The sequence below is a fragment of the Pseudomonas sp. HLS-6 TE3448 genome, assembly GCF_053629555.1.
Window position 1 is genome coordinate 3,875,395 of sequence record NZ_JBRJIO010000001.1, and the last position, 17,588, is coordinate 3,892,982.

At 55.7% G+C, this 17,588-nt stretch carries 16 protein-coding genes; 5 read left to right on the forward strand and 11 right to left on the reverse strand.

The genetic code is table 11. The features are described 5' to 3' along the window. Nucleotide 1 precedes the first annotated feature (1 nt). The 9 genes from pmrG to AB7M23_RS17900 all read right to left on the reverse strand — a co-directional run bounded on the left by pmrG (nt 2) and on the right by AB7M23_RS17900 (nt 8,774). Nucleotides 2-694 carry a lipopolysaccharide core heptose(II)-phosphate phosphatase PmrG gene (pmrG, locus tag AB7M23_RS17860; protein WP_454241549.1) on the reverse strand — a complete coding sequence of 231 codons (693 nt, stop codon included), beginning with the start codon at nt 692-694 and terminating at the stop codon, nt 2-4. A gap of 211 nt (nt 695-905) precedes the next feature. Further along, nucleotides 906-2,345 carry an ArnT family glycosyltransferase gene (locus tag AB7M23_RS17865; protein WP_102052329.1) on the reverse strand — a complete coding sequence of 480 codons (1,440 nt, stop codon included), beginning with the start codon at nt 2,343-2,345 and terminating at the stop codon, nt 906-908. Between the two features lie 34 nt (nt 2,346-2,379). Next, a complete protein-coding gene (locus AB7M23_RS17870) occupies nt 2,380-3,273 on the reverse strand; it encodes an SdiA-regulated domain-containing protein (protein ID WP_454242193.1) in 894 nt (297 codons plus the stop codon). A 125-nt stretch (nt 3,274-3,398) separates the two neighbouring features. Beyond that, nucleotides 3,399-4,916, reverse strand: a complete 1,518-nt coding sequence (locus AB7M23_RS17875; RefSeq protein WP_454242194.1) for an ArnT family glycosyltransferase — start codon at nt 4,914-4,916, stop codon at nt 3,399-3,401. A gap of 11 nt (nt 4,917-4,927) precedes the next feature. After that, nucleotides 4,928-5,206, reverse strand: a complete 279-nt coding sequence (locus AB7M23_RS17880; protein WP_099774808.1) for a lipid-A-disaccharide synthase N-terminal domain-containing protein — start codon at nt 5,204-5,206, stop codon at nt 4,928-4,930. After that, nucleotides 5,203-5,946, reverse strand: a complete 744-nt coding sequence (locus AB7M23_RS17885; RefSeq protein WP_065757769.1) for a glycosyltransferase family 2 protein — start codon at nt 5,944-5,946, stop codon at nt 5,203-5,205. Before AB7M23_RS17885 ends, AB7M23_RS17880 begins: the two co-directional genes overlap by 4 nt. A 38-nt stretch (nt 5,947-5,984) precedes the next feature. After that, nucleotides 5,985-6,980: an NAD-dependent epimerase gene (locus tag AB7M23_RS17890; RefSeq protein WP_099774811.1), complete on the reverse strand. Its 996-nt coding sequence runs from the start codon at nt 6,978-6,980 to the stop codon at nt 5,985-5,987. After that, nucleotides 6,977-8,308: a UDP-glucose dehydrogenase family protein gene (locus tag AB7M23_RS17895; RefSeq protein WP_454241550.1), complete on the reverse strand. Its 1,332-nt coding sequence runs from the start codon at nt 8,306-8,308 to the stop codon at nt 6,977-6,979. The genes AB7M23_RS17890 and AB7M23_RS17895 overlap by 4 nt, the downstream gene beginning before the upstream one ends. Before the next feature lie 85 nt (nt 8,309-8,393). Then, nucleotides 8,394-8,774, reverse strand: a complete 381-nt coding sequence (locus AB7M23_RS17900; protein ID WP_454241551.1) for a hypothetical protein — start codon at nt 8,772-8,774, stop codon at nt 8,394-8,396. 373 nt (nt 8,775-9,147) lie between these two features. Between AB7M23_RS17900 and AB7M23_RS17905 the strand changes: the two genes are divergently transcribed. Beyond that, nucleotides 9,148-10,182, forward strand: a complete 1,035-nt coding sequence (locus AB7M23_RS17905) for a GGDEF domain-containing protein (RefSeq protein ID WP_454241552.1) — start codon at nt 9,148-9,150, stop codon at nt 10,180-10,182. A gap of 88 nt (nt 10,183-10,270) precedes the next feature. Here the strand turns inward: AB7M23_RS17905 and AB7M23_RS17910 are convergent, their stop codons facing one another. Together AB7M23_RS17910 and AB7M23_RS17915 are read right to left on the reverse strand one after the other, a co-directional pair. After that, nucleotides 10,271-10,813 (reverse strand): flavin reductase family protein, encoded by a 543-nt coding sequence (locus AB7M23_RS17910; protein ID WP_454241553.1) that lies wholly within the window; start codon nt 10,811-10,813, stop codon nt 10,271-10,273. Beyond that, on the reverse strand, nt 10,813-11,418 hold the full coding sequence (locus tag AB7M23_RS17915) for a phosphoribosyltransferase family protein (RefSeq protein WP_454241554.1): 606 nt from the start codon (nt 11,416-11,418) through the stop codon (nt 10,813-10,815). The genes AB7M23_RS17910 and AB7M23_RS17915 overlap by 1 nt, the downstream gene beginning before the upstream one ends. A gap of 953 nt (nt 11,419-12,371) precedes the next feature. On the opposite strand from AB7M23_RS17915, the gene AB7M23_RS17920 reads away from it, so the two are divergent. The 4 genes from AB7M23_RS17920 to AB7M23_RS17935 all read left to right on the forward strand — a co-directional run bounded on the left by AB7M23_RS17920 (nt 12,372) and on the right by AB7M23_RS17935 (nt 17,455). Then, nucleotides 12,372-13,100, forward strand: coding sequence for a TetR/AcrR family transcriptional regulator (locus AB7M23_RS17920; protein WP_330522571.1), 729 nt, complete (start codon nt 12,372-12,374; stop codon nt 13,098-13,100). Between the two features lie 127 nt (nt 13,101-13,227). Continuing rightward, nucleotides 13,228-14,736 carry an efflux transporter outer membrane subunit gene (locus AB7M23_RS17925; RefSeq protein ID WP_454241555.1) on the forward strand — a complete coding sequence of 503 codons (1,509 nt, stop codon included), beginning with the start codon at nt 13,228-13,230 and terminating at the stop codon, nt 14,734-14,736. Next, on the forward strand, nt 14,733-15,923 hold the full coding sequence (locus AB7M23_RS17930) for an HlyD family secretion protein (protein WP_454241556.1): 1,191 nt from the start codon (nt 14,733-14,735) through the stop codon (nt 15,921-15,923). Before AB7M23_RS17925 ends, AB7M23_RS17930 begins: the two co-directional genes overlap by 4 nt. Before the next feature lie 11 nt (nt 15,924-15,934). Continuing rightward, on the forward strand, nt 15,935-17,455 hold the full coding sequence (locus AB7M23_RS17935) for an MFS transporter (RefSeq protein ID WP_454241557.1): 1,521 nt from the start codon (nt 15,935-15,937) through the stop codon (nt 17,453-17,455). Nucleotides 17,456-17,588 lie beyond the last annotated feature (133 nt).

The window sequence follows — 17,588 nt, forward strand, 5'->3', positions numbered from 1 at the left end:
GTTAGTTCACCGTTTGCTGTGCGACTTTCTGCCACTCATCAGCTGAAATGCTACCGAGAATTCGTGGCAGGCCTTTGTCACTGACCGAAACAAACAACGCCTGTGCATAGGCAATCGAGCGTTCGCCGCCCGGCACATTCTGCTCACGCTCAAACTGATCGATACAGCCACTGTGAGTCACCAGCACCAGATTCCGATTGGGCGTCTTGTGCTCAAGCACATTGTTGGCAAACCCCTTGTCGCAGAGCTTCAACCAGTCTTGACTGGCGACCGCATTACCGACAATCCGATCAGCTGTCTGCTGTGTCCTTAGCAAAGGACTGGCGAAAATATCGGTTTGCGCAAGACCAAGCGATTTGAGTCCCTTGCCGACCTGTGCAGCGGCCTGGCTACCATTGATGGTAATCCCCTCGTGCGCAGCAAGGCAGGGCGCCTTTGAGCGATCGCAGCGTTCCGCGTGGCGTATCAGTACAACAACTTCGCCTTTTTTCCAGCCCTCATAAACGCCGGCTTTGGCCATCGCACCGCTGGCGCTGAGGTCCGGCACATGCGGCCATGCCATGAACCAGACGGCAAGCGCCCCCAGTACAGCTGCCGCCGCAAGGCCAGCGGCAAGTTTGAGAGGGCGCGCGTACTTGTGGCGTAGCGCAAGGGGAAGGGCTTCTGCCCGGCCAATCACTGCGTGCAGCATCATGCAACTCCAGTGCAATATTTTTGAGGGGGCTGCGGCAAAGCACCGCGAAAGAGCGTTGTGCGCAGAAGATAGCGACGCGGGAAGAAATGACTCGTCAAACGGGTGTGAAGGGCGTGTGAAAACGGCTAAGGGTCAGTAGCCGTCAAGCATCTGGCAATTCATCCGCGCGTCCCCACCCGGCAGGCCCGGGCAGGGAAACACAAGGGTAGTGTCACTGTGTGACAGAAAGAGGTGTTTTGGGGCAGGCCGTTCCAAGGCCGATCAACAGTGCGCGCCGTTTTGGTTTCAGATAGGGCTCAACCTGCGCCAGCACGCAGGGTTGCAGTGCGTTGAGTTCTGCCGGGAGTGGTGCCTGGACAAACAGCAACCCGGGGGCCTCGGTGCGTGCCAGCGCCTGCTCGGCACTTATCGTCGCAACTGGACGCCCCATGTAATAGACCAGGCGCATATCCGGGGGGAGCAGGCTGTAAGCAGGCAGTTCAGGATGGGCTGCAGCAGCGCTACTGATTTGTGGGAACCCAGCGATCCGATGCGCAAAGGCTCTGGACTCGAAGCCCATATAGAACACGGTAAAACCCGCCAGCACGACAAGCGGCAGACCGATCATCAGCTTGCGCCAGGCATTGCCCACGCGCGACAACACCTCGCTCCACTGCCAGGCCAGCAGCAATGCAACCGCCGGATAGGTGGGTAGCAGGTACTTGGCGTGTTTTTCGGTAAACAGTGAGAAGAGGATCAAGGGCAGTACACTGCAGCAAAACAGCAGCATCAGCTCGGGACGGGCGCGAAGGCTGCGCCACAGTTGGCGCGGTTGAACCAGCAACACCAGCCAGAATGGAAAGAAGTCGCCAGCCAGGTACAACAGGTAGGCATACCAGGACTCAGCCCCCTGGCCCGAGATTTTTTTGACAATATCTTCATTCAGGATGCCAGCCCAAATGCCCCAGCCTTCCTGCAGCGAAACAGCCAAGTACCACGAACTACCGATTGCCAAGGCGATCAGCCAGCCCCATCCGTCACACAGGTAAGCCTTGGCCTTTGCGGAGCGCGTAATGCATGCAAACGCCAGAACAGGCGCAGTCACCCACAGCAAACAAACAGGCCCCTTGGTAAGGAGCGCGCATCCCAACAGGGCGTAACTGAGCCATACCCAGCCCCGACGCCCCTCATGAAACAGGTACTGCCAGGCGGCAAGCAAGGCCATGAAGCATAGGCCCGTGAGCGTCATTTCAATTTCTGCGCGGCGCGCGAAGAGGCTGAAACCGGCATTGGCGGCAAGAAAAATCAAGGCGAACAAACCAACCTGACGCCCTGCCAGACGCACCCCCTGCCAGTAGACAAGGCCGCAGCAAAGCGCGGCAAACAGGGCTGACGGCAGGCGCAGGCTCCATTCGCTCAGTGCCCCCAGCATTTGAGAGGACATCAGCGTCAACCAGTAGAAGAGCGGCGGCTTGGAGAGGTACAGATCACCGTTCATATACGGCAAAAGCCATTGACCAGTTTCCAGCATCTCTCGAGAAGTCACGGCACGGCGTGCCTCGTTCACACTCAAGAGCGGTATGCTGCCCAAGCCCCAGAACAGCAACAACAAGACCAGCATTAAAGCGATGATGGTGAAGGCGCGTGTTGCGTTGCCGGCAGCAAACTTCATGTGCAACCCCCTCGAACAGCCGCGTCAGGTGTATTTACTGTTTCTTGAACTGGTAAAACAGGTTCGGCTCACTGACCACATACAGGTTGCCATCACTGTCCATCGTCATGCCTTCGGCCTGAGGAGCGCTGTCCTTCATGTCGCTAATACCACCGCGTAACGAACGAATGCTGACAAAATTCCCGTCCCGATCCATTTCGGTAATGGACTTCGACTGATCACTCAGAATCAGCATATGGCCGGTGGCAGCATCGTAGTAGCCATCCGACAGATCCCTGGCAAAGACACTGCGATCGACCCACGAAGTAAGGTCAGCCACTTTGATCTTCAGTGGCGCCCCTATGGAATTGATCATCCCGGTGACTTCAAACAGCTGACGGGGATCCCGCTCCTTGATGGCGAACAACCGGTCATGTTCAGCATCGTAGGTCACACCCTCAAACCCTTTGTTCGTGTTGGTAAGATTGATCTCCAGGCTGATGAATTGAGTGTCATCGGCTTTGATCGGGCGAACCTCTGTCGGCAGGGTGATCACATTGAGTCGTTGCAGGTCTTCGTCGGCTACCACCACACGGCCTTGACCCAGATAAGCCAAGCCTTCGGTGTCTTTAAAACCCTCCAGCGGGTAGCGACTGACGATATCGCCAGCCTTGCTCAGTACCAACAACTCCATTGGCGTGTTGTTGGTGATGGCCAGCAGGCGATTCTGATCGTAGTCGTACGTGATGGCTGAGAGATTCCTCAGCGTGCTTTCCACCACCTTTCCATCAATGACCACCTTGTAGTCAGGTAACCAGATGTTCTGACCAGGCGCCGTGTCTCCTGCCCAGGCAGTGCGTAATTGAGCGTAGATCTGCTGATGTATGAAATAGCGTGACGATGCGGTATAGGCCAACACGAGCACGATCAACAATAACGCTGCGCCAATCCACTTCGGTGTAGCGAGAACCGGTAGCCCACGCGCTGTTTTCCCTGCAACTGAAATCACTGCATCAATCTCCAGGCAATACGAGGTAACCAGGCCGCTGACGGCCTGGTGATCAAATCAAGGAATTACAGGGGGCTGGTGTGCCAGCTGAAGCGGTACACGTTGGTTGGCGGTGCCGGGCGGCAACTACCGTTATCGGCGTCGGCACCGACCAGGAACCACTGCGCGCGCGACGTTTCGCCTAATTTACGAGCCTTGTCTGCCTGGAAGCAGCGCTCAAGCTCACTGGCGGGTACCAGTGCATAGGCCTTGGGATGCTCATGCAACCATAAGGCAGCCTGGTCGATCTTCGATCCGCTAAGGAAGCCAAAGTGGACAATCGGCTGCTTCGCGAACAACCAGTGCCCTTCGCGCCAATTGACAAGCACCAGATCGGCACCTTGGGTCAGTGCGGCGGTCTCGTTCATCAGCGTTTCATGTGGATTGCGACCTTCCTTGTGAGCTTCGACAAAACCGCGAGCAAACCAGAGGCAGAACCACAGGATCGCTACTGCTGTGAAAATCTTGCGCCCCATGGGGCGCTGGCCGAACCAGCGGCGAAGCAACCAAGGCACCAAGGGGGCAGCAACCAAGGCCAGGCCGGGCAGAGCCGGGTAGATGTACAACTTGCGTTTGCCGGTGCTCAAGCAGAAGAACAGCACCACGAGAATGACCCAGCCCAGCAATACCAGCACACGCCCGTCGTGCTTGAGCAGTTGCCGGCGCCACGCGGGTACCAGCCACGGCAAGGCGAGGAACATCGGCAGCCAATACTGCGGGATTACCTTGACGAAAAAGTACCAGAACGGTTCACGGTGATCCCATGCACTAGCGTAGCGATGAGCGGTTTGGCGTAACAGGATTTCCTTGATATAGGCCAGCTCTGCAGCATTGCCGCTCGACAGCGCCGTTACCACCAAAGGTACTAGCCAGACTGCAATGGCCAGCAGCATGACCAGCAACCCCAGCCACCAGCGTCGCCCTTGCCCAGGCATGGCAACCACACCCTTCCAGCCCTTGCTGACGGCATAGGCGTAGGGGATCAACATGAGCGCGGGGACAAAGCCGACCCCTTTACTGATCACCCCGAAGCCCATCGCCGCACAGCCCAGGTAGAACCAGCCCCAGGCGGGACCAAGCAAAAGATGACGAACCAGGCCGTACATGCCCAGCGCCACCCACAAGCATAAAAAGCTGTCGATCTGGCCTGTACGCAGAATACTGTAGGTCTGGTAGGTGGCAAGGAAGAGCAGGGCAGCAATGCGGCCGACACGGCGGTTCCACAAACGACGCCCGAGATCATGCAGCACTACCGTGGCGGTGACCGCCGAAAGTAGCCCGGGCAAGTACAATGCGACCTTTGGCAGGCCCGTCAACCAGGTGAAGAACGCAACCGCCCACATGAACAACGGCGGTTTATCTGGATAGATTTCAGCGGCACGATGTGGAATGAACCAGGAACCGCTTTGCAGCATTTCCAGAGCCACACCAAGAAAGCGCTCTTCGTCGACATTCATTGGTTGACGCAAGCCGAGGCCGGCGCCCACCAGTACAAGGGCTAGCAGGGCAAACGCGAGGCGTTCAGTCCTGTGGGAGGTGAACATACGCACCAGGCTTATTCCTTAAGCGTTTTGTTACGGGCAATCAGCTGTAGATTGCGCAAGTAGACGATGAAGCCGAAGGCTTGACCGGCGATGAAAACCGGGTCTTGCCGGTAGATCGCATACACCAGCAGCAGTGCACTGCCAAGAATGCTCAAGTACCAGAACCCCACAGGAATCAGGCTGCGTTTTTTGACTTCGCTATAGATCCACTGAAGCAAAAAGCGCCCGGTAAAGACAGCCTGCCCGGTAAACCCCAGGATGAGCCAGAGTGTTTCCCGAGTAATGTTCATACATCCACCTCTTGGGGGGTGGCGTCGAAACGGGTACGGCGGATTAGCCACCAGACACCCAGCAGGTCAAGAATCCCCACCAGTGCACGGTCCAGGTTGCCGTACTTAGAGGTCCCGGCCTGGCGATGGCGGTGATTGACCGGATGCACCAGCATTCGGCCTTTATTGCGCTGGATAAGTGCTGGCAGGTAACGGTGCATATGATCGAAGTAGGGCAGGCGCAAGAACGCTGCCCGCTCTATCAGCTTGAGCCCGCAACCAGTGTCTGGCGTAGCGTCCTTGAGCATGCGGCTGCGCAGGCCATTGGCGAATCGCGAAGCCCAGCGCTTGCTGGCTGTATCACGACGGTTCACCCGGTGTCCTGCGACGAGTTTGATGCCGTCGGCATCGCCTTCACTGCCACGAACCAATGCGATCATGCTTGGGATATCGGCGGGGTCATTCTGGCCGTCGCCGTCGAGCGTCACCAGCCAGTGCCCATGCGCGGCCTGAGCAGCGTTATAGATCGAAGTGCTCTGCCCGAGCGAACGCGCCTGATGCAAGATTCTCAACTGATCGAAACCGCTGCTTTTCAAGTTGCGCAGTTTTTCCAGCGTGTTGTCGGTACTACCATCGTCGACCACGATAATCTCGTACGCTTCGCCATCGAGAGCTGCACGTATCTCGTGCAGCAAAGGTGGTAGATTTGCCGCTTCATTCTTTGCTGGAATCAGCACAGAGATGTAAATGTTCTTGCTCATGACGCTCCCGCAACTATTTCTATGGTGTTGTGCCTTGCCTAGACTCGGTAATAGTTTCGGTACCACCTCACAAATTCAGCGACGCCCGTTTGAACTGTAACGGAAGGCGAAAAATCGACCCATTTGGCCAACGCCGAAACATCAGCCCAGGTTTTTTCAACATCGCCTGCCTGCATGGGCAATAAGTTGCGTTTTGCCTTGATACCCAGAGCGGACTCAAGGCACTCAACGAAGTCCAGAAGCTTTACCGGCTGACCGCGGCCGATGTTGTAAAGCTTGCTAGGAACGGCCGGTGCGACGGCGTCCTTCTCGGGCGACTGCCACGACGGAGGTCTCAACCGAAGGCGTACGATGCTCTCGACAATGTCATCGACGTAAGTAAAGTCGCGCGACATATTTCCGTCGTTGTAGATATCGATTGGCTGGTTTTCGAGGATCGCCCGGGTAAATTTGAACAGCGCCATATCTGGACGTCCCCACGGCCCGTAGACCGTAAAGAAGCGCAAGCCACTGGCCTGAATACCAAACAAGTGGGAGTAACTGTGAGCCATCAGCTCATTGGCGCGCTTGCTGGCGGCATACAGCGAAACCGGGTGATCGACGGCATCTTCGATACAGAACGGTAGCTTGTCGTTCGAGCCATAGACCGAGCTGCTCGAGGCGTAGATCAAATGCCGGGGCATGTGATATCGACAGGCTTCGAGCACATTCAGGAAACCAACCAGATTGGATGAGCCGTATGCATCCGGATTATCCAGGGAATAGCGGACCCCCGCCTGTGCAGCCAGGTGTATGACCTCGCTGAAGGCGTGCGCTTCGAACAAGGCGAGCAATGCTGGCTTGTCGACGATGTCCATGGTTTGAAAACGGAAGTTTTTAAACCCGGATAATGCCTTCAACCGGTCACGCTTGAGCTCAACGCTGTAGTAGTCATTGAGGTTGTCGATACCTAGAACGTCGACACCTTGCTCGCACAAGCGTTTAGCCGTGTGGAAGCCGATAAAACCTGCTGCGCCTGTAATCAGTACCGTCATTCGCTGTCCACCCGCCCACGTCCAATGCCGTAGTAGGCAAGGCCTGCGGCGGCCATGTGCTCGGGGTCAAACAGGTTCCTGCCGTCAAACACCACCCGGTCAGCAAGCAGTTGGGGAACCTGCTCCAGGTCAAGCACGCGGAAATCCTGCCATTCGGTGACGATCACCAACGCATCGGCACCTTGCAATGTGCCTTCCTTTGATGGCATCAACTGCAAGTCAGAGCGTTGACCATAATGACGCTCAAACTCCTGCATCGCTTGAGGATCATGGGCCTGAACCCGCGCACCGGCCTTCCACAAGGCTTCCAGCAACACGCGACTGGAGGCTTCACGAATGTCATCAGTGTTGGGTTTGAACGCAAGCCCCCACACCGCGAAGACCTTGCCGCGCAGTTCGTTGCGATAATGGCGCTGTATCTTTTCGAACAAGCGGTGCTTCTGTCGCTGATTGACCGCGTCTACGGCGCGCAACAGTTGGGTGTCGAAATCCACAAGCTCGGCTGTTTTTTGCAAGGCTGAGAGATCCTTGGGGAAACAGGAACCGCCAAAGCCGCAGCCGGGGTAGATAAAGTCGTAACCAATTCGCGAGTCGGAACCGATGCCACGTCTGACCATCTCGATATCGGCACCCAAATGCTCCGCCAGGTTGGCCATCTCGTTGATGAAGGAGATTTTCGTGGCGAGCATGCAGTTAGCGGCGTACTTGGTGAGTTCGGCGCTGCGCGCATCCATCTCGATGATTTTTTCGCGATTCCGGCTGAACGGTTGGTAAAGTTCGCGAATCAATTCAATGGTGGCAGGTTGTGCACCCCCAATAATGATGCGCTCAGGTCGCATGCAATCATTGACGGCGGAGCCTTCCTTGAGGAACTCGGGGTTGCTGACAACTTCAAAACGTAGCGCGCTGCCGTTGGATCGATCGGCAATCATGCTCTTGATTCGGTCGACGGTGCCTACAGGAGAGGTCGATTTATTGATAATGACCTTGTCGTGTGTGGCGTAAGCCATCAGTGTTTCGACCACCGCAAAAACGTTGCGCAGGTCAGCACTGCCGTCCTCACAGGGAGGGGTGCCCACTGCAATAAAGACGATGTCGGCAAAGGCAGTGGCCAACGCGGCGTCCGTGGTGAACTGGAGCCGCCCTGAGGCGAGGTTTTTTTCCAACAAAGCTGGGAGACCGGGCTCGAAAATAGGGCAGTGCCCTTCAAGCAGAGAAGCTATCCGCTGCTCGTCGACATCCACACAGCACACCGAATGCCCGACTTCGGCAAGGCATGCAGCTTGTGTAAGACCGACGTAGCCGGTTCCAAAAACAGTGACCTTCATCCTTTGCTATTCCTTATCGAAACGCATGCTATACACCTGGTAGCAGGCAGGCCGAGATGCTTTGCGAGAGCTCTGAAAAAAAATGTCACAAATTTGTTAAAATTTTGTTATTGCACCAAATTAATCCAGAAATACAGGAATGCCGCTCAGCCTTGCAGGGCAAGGCGCGGTTCGCGGTAAACGGCTGGATGTTTGGCTGAAAGAGGGTAGTCGATACAGTGATTACGGCCAGTTTCGCAGAACTGGAAATTCGCTTGTGAAGGGCGCGCCAGGGCCAAGAGCCCATAGATAGGCCTGCTTGTGGATGAATAGGATCGCTCGAGACGGAAAAGGCGTGCAGCAGAAGCCGGCCATCGAAACAGGAGGGAAGAGCACTCAGGGCTTGCGTAACGCGCGCGCAGGATCCCTCGGCTGGAAGGCCGTTGATCGTTAAGGTGGAATTTTTCGCCAAGCCTTCGTACAGCATGCTCAATCACCTTGATCTGCAATGCCCGCCATTTGGGCGTCGGTGACGGCCTGCCGTCGCATTGCATTTCTTGTTTTTATTGTTGGGCCGATAGACCCATGCCTCATCATCCGTCGAACCTCAGCCTAGAGCGTTATGGCTGCGCCGGAGTTGTGCTATATCAGGTTTTCGCATGCTACCTAGCGGTTGAGGAAAATTCCAGCGCAGGAAGACCCGAAACAAAGTGCAACACGCGTAGGGCAAGGGCCTGCACGGAGGAGGGCGTGGTTTTGCCAGGCCGGAGAAACACACAGCGTTTCTTACCGTAATAGACTTATAGTTATACGGTTCTTGTTGTATATTCTTACGAATAATAACCAGCGACTATCACGTGATGAGAGAACCAGAAAGGCGCGCTACTGCTCTAGCGTTGTACCCAGAGGACACACAAGAAGCGGCGGCCTTGCTGAAGCAAGCTGTACCCCTGATGATGCGTCACAGCATCCCTACCAACCCTGTGCACTACGCGCTTTGGTATACGTACTGCAGAGGGCAGGAGCCCGAGCTCAATCACCAACTGGATCGGCTTGTCCTGGAGGAAGGCGGTTTCCCCGCAGAGTCCGCCACCAAGCTTTTTCGCGACTTCATCATTCGAGACGAGTTGGAAGAGGCCCGCGCCGGGCAACAGCAAGCTATCGACCTCGTTGACGACATGGAGCGTGACGTCTCGCATAGCGTAAAGGTTAATCTGAACTTCCAGGCCAGCCTGGAGCATTGCATAGAGATGCTTGATGAACCGATCGCCTTGCCCAGCATACTGAGCGAGTTGCAACAGAGCACCCAGCTCATACAGGATCAACAGGCGCTTTTTCTCGGCCAGCTGCGCGCGGCCCAAAACGAGATCACCAGTCTGCGAGCAAAGCTTGAACGCGTTCAACTCGCGGCTACGGTCGACAGCCTGACGCAGGTATTCAACCGAAACACCTTCACACGCTTGCTGGAGCAAGCCCTGAGCAAAGGGCCTGATGATGGCGTAGCATTGGTCATGCTGGACATTGACCACTTCAAGCAGTTCAACGACCAGTACGGGCATCCACTAGGTGATCGAGTACTCCAGCATGTTGGCCAACTACTCCGCAACGCACTTCCTCCTCATGGCGTAGCGGCGCGCTATGGCGGCGAAGAATTCTGCGTCATCCTGCAACGATGTGCCGATATTGATAGCGTCTATGCCTTTGCCGAGCAGTTGCGCCTGAAAATCCGAACGCTGCGAATCAAGACACGGAGCACAGATGAATTGCTCGACACCGTAACCGCATCATTCGGCGTTGCCTTTGCCGAAAGTGATGACAGCGTGGAGAGTCTTATCACGCGTGCCGACGATGCTCTGTACCGTGCCAAGCGCAATGGCCGTAACCAGGTACAGTGACATTAGCGAAGGGCTGTCAACAGGGCAGGGTAGCGAGTTGCACCTGCCCCATGTCAGCCGCTTGATCGTGGCGTCTGTAGCATGAAGGCTACACGCCGTCCGGGATCTTCGATTGCATCATTTTTCTTCGATCCAGTCTTCTACCGTCCACAATGAACGTGCCATCCCCCACAGCATGAAGCGTTCGCTGCTCTTTGCGTGAACTGTCGAAGTATGCGGCGATGCCTTCGAGGACAACGATGTTGTATTTTTCGACGATATCAATGACCTTGCATTCGATATTCGCCACGCACTCTTTAATCAAGGGCGCCCCAACATGCTTTCCTTTCACAGGCGTTAGCCCGAACAATGCAAATTTGTCGGTGTCGGCGCCACTGCTGGTTCCAATACCCACGACATGATCAATCAGATCCACCGTAGGAATTGAAATCACGCACGCCCTGGATTTACTGAGCGCGGCGTATGAGTAGTTCCAAGGCCCTGTGGTGATCGCAATGATCGGCGTAAAGTCAACCACCATGGTCCATGAGAGGGTCATTATATTGTTCTTCTCACCCTCATTCGTGGTAACGAAAACAACCGGACCTGATTCGATCAGCGTGAACGCTTTACTGATGTTCATCTTTTCCATCACGTTGCGCTCACTCCGGCGTTTTTTTCAGATCCGCCGTCGAGGGTGACGCCATGACGCAGTACGTCAATACAAAATTCCGCTTCGTAAGGCGGAACATTGCATTCGACAATATCATGGGCAGCGACTTGTAGATGTACACCTACAATATCGGCATGGACCGGTTGCTGGCAGACATGCCGGTCGACCAGTACGGCAGTATAGATCCGGCGAGCGCCGAGTTGCGCGAGATACGCACAGGTACGCAGGAGCGAATGGCCTTCAAAAAGCACATCATCGACAATCAGCAAAGTGCTACCCGTGAGGTCTAGCGCACCCAGAAGCGGGTTTTCGGTCAATTGCGTGTGGGTATGCAGCACTTTCAGGTCATCGGCATAGCGCTTGACCTTCAGCGGATACAGCGGCAGTTCCGGCAGGCCGGTCTGACATGACAGAAGTCGTTGTAAACGCTGGGCCAGGGGCTCACCACGGCGCTGGATACCGATCAGTACTGCTTGAGTGGGCGGTAACAGCGCCGCAGCCTGTCTTGCCATCGCCTGCAATATGCAATCGAGTTCATCACTGTCGTACAAACGCAACCGTTGACCCGAAGGTATGATCGGCATGGCACGCTCCCGTTGAGGGCCGACAGATTGATCATAGCCCAAGGGCCGGTGTTGCTTTGGCGATTTCCCATGAAGTAAGGGCAGGGTGAGTGGAGGGGTGAATCACCGGTGATTAATAACTCAATTAAATACTCATTTAGTTGAGTTATAACTTCTGATTATTAACTTATCGTATCCGATGGGTCAGGGCGCTTCTACACATGTTTTCGCATCGCCGTAAATATCTTCGATCTGCTTCGCCTGAAGGACCTGCATTACCTAAGTACCAAGGACAACTAGCATACACAATGGCATTGATAGTTGCCTTATCCAGGCTGGACGACGGGCAGCCAGGATAATCAAACCAGGTCATCAGAACCTCTTTATGCTCAGCATCGAGCACACGCTTTTCGGAGCAACACAGTGATCGACATGAAAATCTAAAAAGTTGGGTTCATATCCCTGGCCGTAATCCGTACATGTTCGTAGAGACCTAAAAATCTGATTCAGTTGCACCTAAGGTTGCTCACCAGCATTTGCACCGCGCCGCCAAAATCGACCGAAACAAACCCGGTGACGCTTTGGGCAAGTTAGACGTTGATGCTATGAGCCAATCGTGATGATCCCGATAAACCGTTACAGTGGATGCTGGCCAGGAAGGCATCGCTAGCTGCTTGGCTGATGCGTAAACGACAGAGCTCTGACCTCGACAGGTTCTCACTTCAAATCTGCACACGCAGAGCCACAACGCATCCACACAAAGGTGCCCATAATGTATATTATGTTAAATAGTGTTTCTGGGCTGCGACGCCTTCTTTGTCTGCGTTTCGTAATCCCTGGACGGTAATTTTCCAAACTCGGACGCTTCGACCGAAGGAAATTCAAAGCCCTGCCCTTGTCTGCGCCACGCACAAGAACGTGCGCATGTTGTCCATGGCGCTGCCTCAAAAAACGACGGAAGCCTGTGTAATTCAATGAGTCATGACGGCCCCCACATTGACCCTCAAAAAATACTGCGCTATAAACACTCACAGTTTCTATTGTGCCTGACGCTTACCTCCAATCTCTTGATGCCAGATTCCATGACCGATACAGCCAAGCCGATCAAAAGCGCCAAGCCACGAAGCCGCTCATCCATCGGGGCTGTGCGCAGCCCTCAAAGCACCGAAGCGATTCTTGATGCGGCAACTGCCATCCTCAAGGAAAATGGGTACAAAGCGTTCACCATGGACGCATTGGTAGAGCGTGCAGGCTCCAGCAAACCCACCATCTATAGATGGTGGCGCAGTAAAGGCGCATTACTGCGCGATGTGTATGAGCGTGCAGCTGTGACGTTCGTTACATCCCCCGATACCGGAAACCTCGAGCAAGACCTGATCGAGCACTTGCGATCCTTGTGGGTGTGGTGGCGCTCATCCAGTGCTGGCGAGACGCTGCGCAGTGTGTTTATCGAAATTCAACTCGACATCGAAGCCATCGAGGAGTTTCGTACAGCCTTTCTTCCCCGCCGCGAGCGAACACTGCGGAAAATTTTTGCCAGAGCTGTGAGCAGAGGTGAAATCGTCGAAGGGCCGGCCATTGATGCTGCCGTAGCAATGCTGACCGGGACATCCTGGTTGCACTTGGTCACCGCAAATCTGGACAACCTGGAAGACATCGATCGTTCGGTTGCGCTTGTTGTACGAGGCCTTCGCATCGGCTGATGCCTTACAGGGAATAAATGCCGATGTTTTCTAACGCCCATAACGACACTGATAGTTTTTATAGGTTGCCCATCCTCCACTCGCGCCAACCGTGCGTAGGCATTTTTTGCGTCAGAGAATCCCGTTCATGAACACCAGAAAACACCGGGCTTTTAGAAGGGTTCCATCTACGTTACGCCATAGCGCGTACACCTCTATCGCCGTGCTGCTAGGCGCCCTCACCGGCTGCGCATTCAGTGACCTGACAACCAGCGCCCATATGAATACGCCGCAGGGTATGGAGCAGACCCTGGCCGATAGCGACATCAAGCTGTCACCTGCTGCGTGGCCCAGTGAAACCTGGTGGACCAGTTACAACGACGCTCAACTCAATGTGTTGGTCGTAGAGGCGCTGTCCGGTAGCCCGACGCTGCGTGCCGCGGCCGCGCGCGTGCATCAGGCCAATGCTCTGGAAGACATAGAGGGGGCATCGCTGTTGCCTCATGCAGAGGTTGGCATGAGTGTTACCCGCGAGCACTTCAGCTCCAACGGCACAACGCCTGCGCCGGCAAAAGGAACTTGGCAGAACGTCCATCTGGGTACGTTCAACCTAGGCTACGAACTGGACTTCTGGGGAAAGAACCGCGAGGCAGTGAACGCTGCGGTCGGGCGCCGTCATGCCCTGGAGGTAGACGAGCATGCGGCAGCACTCATGCTCTCGACTTCGGTGGTACAGACATACATAGCCTTGCAGGACAACTACGAGCAACTGGACCTGGCCCAAGCACTGCTGGATCAGCAGGAGCAGATTGAGAAGCTGACTCTGCAGCGATTTGCCGCCGAATTGGGTACGCAGATAGACATTAAGCAATCTCAAGCAGCTCTTCCTGCCAGCCGGGCCAACATCGCTGCGCTGAAGGAAGTGATCGAGCTCAACCAGAACAAATTGGCTTCGCTCTTGGGTAAAGGACCTGACCGTGGCCGAACAATCACACGGCCACATATGCGGGCAAGCAGTACTGTGACCCTGCCAACGGATCTTCCCGCCGAACTTATCGGTCACCGCCCGGATGTCGTAGCCCAGCGCTGGCGAGTAGAGGCATCAGGGCACGAGATCGAAGTCGCCAAGGCGCGGTTCTACCCCAACGTGAACCTCACTTCTTTCATTGGCATGCAGAGCCTTGCATTCGACACCTTCAACGACCACAGCAGTCGCATCCTCGGTGTATCCCCGGCCATCAGCTTGCCAAGCTTCGAAGGGGGTCGCCTGCGTGGCAACCTTGATGCGCAGAATGCAGCCTACGACCTAGCAGTAGAGAACTACAACCAGACAGTCATCGATGCGTTGCGAGACATTGCCGACCAGATTGCATCCCTGCGTTGGCTCAAAGAACGCTTGGCCCAACAAAACGAGGCTGTCGCTACGGCCCAGGCGGCCTCAGATCTGGTCAACAGTCGCTATGCGGCTGGCCTGGCAACTTACCTGCAGGTACTCGCCACACAAAACGCTACGTTGTCCGAGAAACGACAACTCGTCACTTTGCAGTCTCGTGCACTTTCCTTGCAGGCGAACCTCAGCCGAGCGCTGGGGGGCGGATATCGCCCTCAAATTCAACCTGATGCCGACGTAACTTCCACAGCAGCCCAAAAATCATGACCAGCAAAACACCGACACCCTCCTCCCCAGAGCAAGCCAGACCCTTCCGCTCCCCACAGTTGCTGTTGGCCCTGGCCATCGTGCTACTGGTCGTGGTCCTTGGAGGCTGGTACGCGACCCGTATGGGCGCAGAGTCTACCGATGATGCCTACGTTGAGGGCAATATCGTCCAGGTTACGTCCCAAGTCAGTGGTACGGTAACGGTCATCAGTGGCGACAATACCGATTATGTTGCTGCTCATAGCCCGCTGGTGACTCTCAACACAGTAGATGCCGAAATTCAGTTCGAGCGTGCCAAGTCCAACCTGGCGAGGGCGGTGCGCCAAGCACGAACCCAGTATTACCAGGTTCAGCAACTGGAAGCCGAGGTCAGCCAACGCAAGAACGACGTGCGCAAGGCCCAGGACGATGTGCGTCGACGTAATCAGCTCGCGTCCAGCGGCGCCGTGTCGCGGGAAGAGATCAGCCATACTCAGGAAGTGCTGAAAAACGCAGTTGCGGGCCTTGAGGGAACCCAGCACGCGCTGGCGGTTCGTCTGGCGATGGTCGATAACACTACGCTGCGCACGCACCCAGATGTCTTGGTGGCCGCCAGCAATTTGCGGGATGCATACATCGCTTTGCACCGTACGCAAATCAGCTCGCCGGTGAGCGGGCTGATCACCAAACGCACTGTTCAAGTCGGTCAGCGAATCAATCCCGGCGTGGCGTTGATGTCGGTGGTGCCGGTCGATCAGGTCTGGGTCAACGCCAACTTCAAAGAGTCCCAGATCGAAGACTTACGTATTGGCCAACCGGTCGAACTTCGTGCCGATGCTTACAGCCGTGACATCGTCTTCCACGGCACCATCGTAGGCTTGGATGCCGGCACAGGTAGCGCGTTCTCCCTGATGCCCGCGCAGAACGCAACAGGCAACTGGATCAAAGTGACCCAGCGCGTACCTGTGCGCATCGCCCTGGATGCCCAAGAAGTGCAACGGCACCCATTGCGTCTCGGCCTGTCCATGCGGGTCTCGGTAGATACACACGATCAAAACGGTGCTGTGTTGAACACGGCCAGCCCTACCCGTCCGGCCTACAGCACTTCCATTTTCGACAACGAGCTCAAGGATGCCAATCAGGTTGTTGAGCAGGTGATCAGCGCCAACGAGGATCATGGGCGTGACAACCAAAGTGTCAAACTTTAACGAGGGGCATCATGTACCGGAAAAATGCTGCCCTACTTGTAACGGTCGGATTGCTTTGCGCACTGGAGTACTTGCAGGCCGGAATGATTGCCTTCGCCTCGGCGCCGATTCGCGGTGAGATCGACGCCAGCCCTGAAGAATTCACACTTGTCGCGGCGCTTTATGCCTGCATTGCCGTTGTGGTGATCTCCAAGCAGCGCTGGCTGGTGGAGAGGCTCGGGTGGCGTAACTTCATGCTGGGTTCTATCAGCATCTTCGTAGTTGGCGCGCTGGTCTGTGGAGTCAGCGACGACTTGACGACCTTTACCGCAGGCAGAGTGATAATGGCATTGGGCGGCGCATCTTTCATGACGTCGGCCCGCCTGATGGTCAATTTCCTGCCCCCAGGACCAGGCCGTTTTATCGGTGTAAAAGTGTTCGCCACCGGGTTGGCCGTCGGCACCGCTTCCGCACCTTTCATTTCGTCCATGGTGGTTATTGAGGATACCTGGCATGCGATTTTCTGGGTTCTGATTACCGGGGCCCTGGTCGCTGGCTTGCTGGGTATGCGATTCCTACCCCGTGCGCCCGCTCCGATTGACGATCGAACACCCTCGACGCCTGCGAACATTCTGCTGTTGTCCGTGAGCAGCTTCTTTCTCTTGTACGTGTTGCAACGCTCCTACTACGACTTCTATAACGAGACATTCATTCTCGTTACATTCTCACTGTTAGCAGCGCTGGGGCTGTACATCTTCTTCCACGCCGAACACCGCAAAGACGCTCCGTTCCTCAAGGTCAGGGACCTCATGCAACCACGCTACCTACTCGGTGTCGCACTCTTCTGCTTCACCTATGTGGTACTGGGCGCAAATAACTACATGCTGCCGTACTTTCTGCAGACAGGCCTTGGATACTCTTGGGATACCATCGGGACTTTCCAGGCGTTTGGGCTCGGCGGTGCACTGGTGACGTGGCTGATCATGGCCGTGCTCATTCCGAAATTCCCGGCCCCGAAGAAATTCTTCCTGGCAGGCTTCGGCGCGCTGACAGGGTTTGGCTGGCTAATGTCATCCATCACAACGGACGCCAACATGTGGTCGAACATCTTGCCTGCGCTGTTCTTGAATGGCTGCTTCGTGATGCTGGTACTGGCAACTGCGGCCATGCAGACCTTCCGCGATGTAACCCATCACGACACACTGTTCGCCCACGCCTACCAAATCAAAAGCATGCTAGGTCAGATTGCCATGGCCATGGGTACAGCAGTGGCTACCTTGTTCCTGCAGTGGCGCACGACACTCCAGTACAACAATTTGAATGGACACTTCAGCCCCGGGGACCCTGTATATCTTGAACAGTCGCAGCACCTTGCGCAGGCCCTGACACCTCAGGTCGGCACGGCGGCGGCGAACCAGATCTCACTGTCGATGCTGACACAGAACCTCCACCAGCAATCAACCCTGATTGCCAGCATGGAATACTTCTGGTTTGTAATCGTTGTCGCGGTCATGGCACTGGGGGTATCGGCGGTTCAAAGAACCTTCAGGTGATTTGCCATCACGAAATCGTCAATGCGTTACGCCGGTATCCCGGTGAAAGAAGCCGGCATAGATCGCCGCTGGGTCAACCGGGCGGCGCAGTTCGCCATCCGATAGCCGCAGCCGTGGGAAAGCCGTGCTAGAA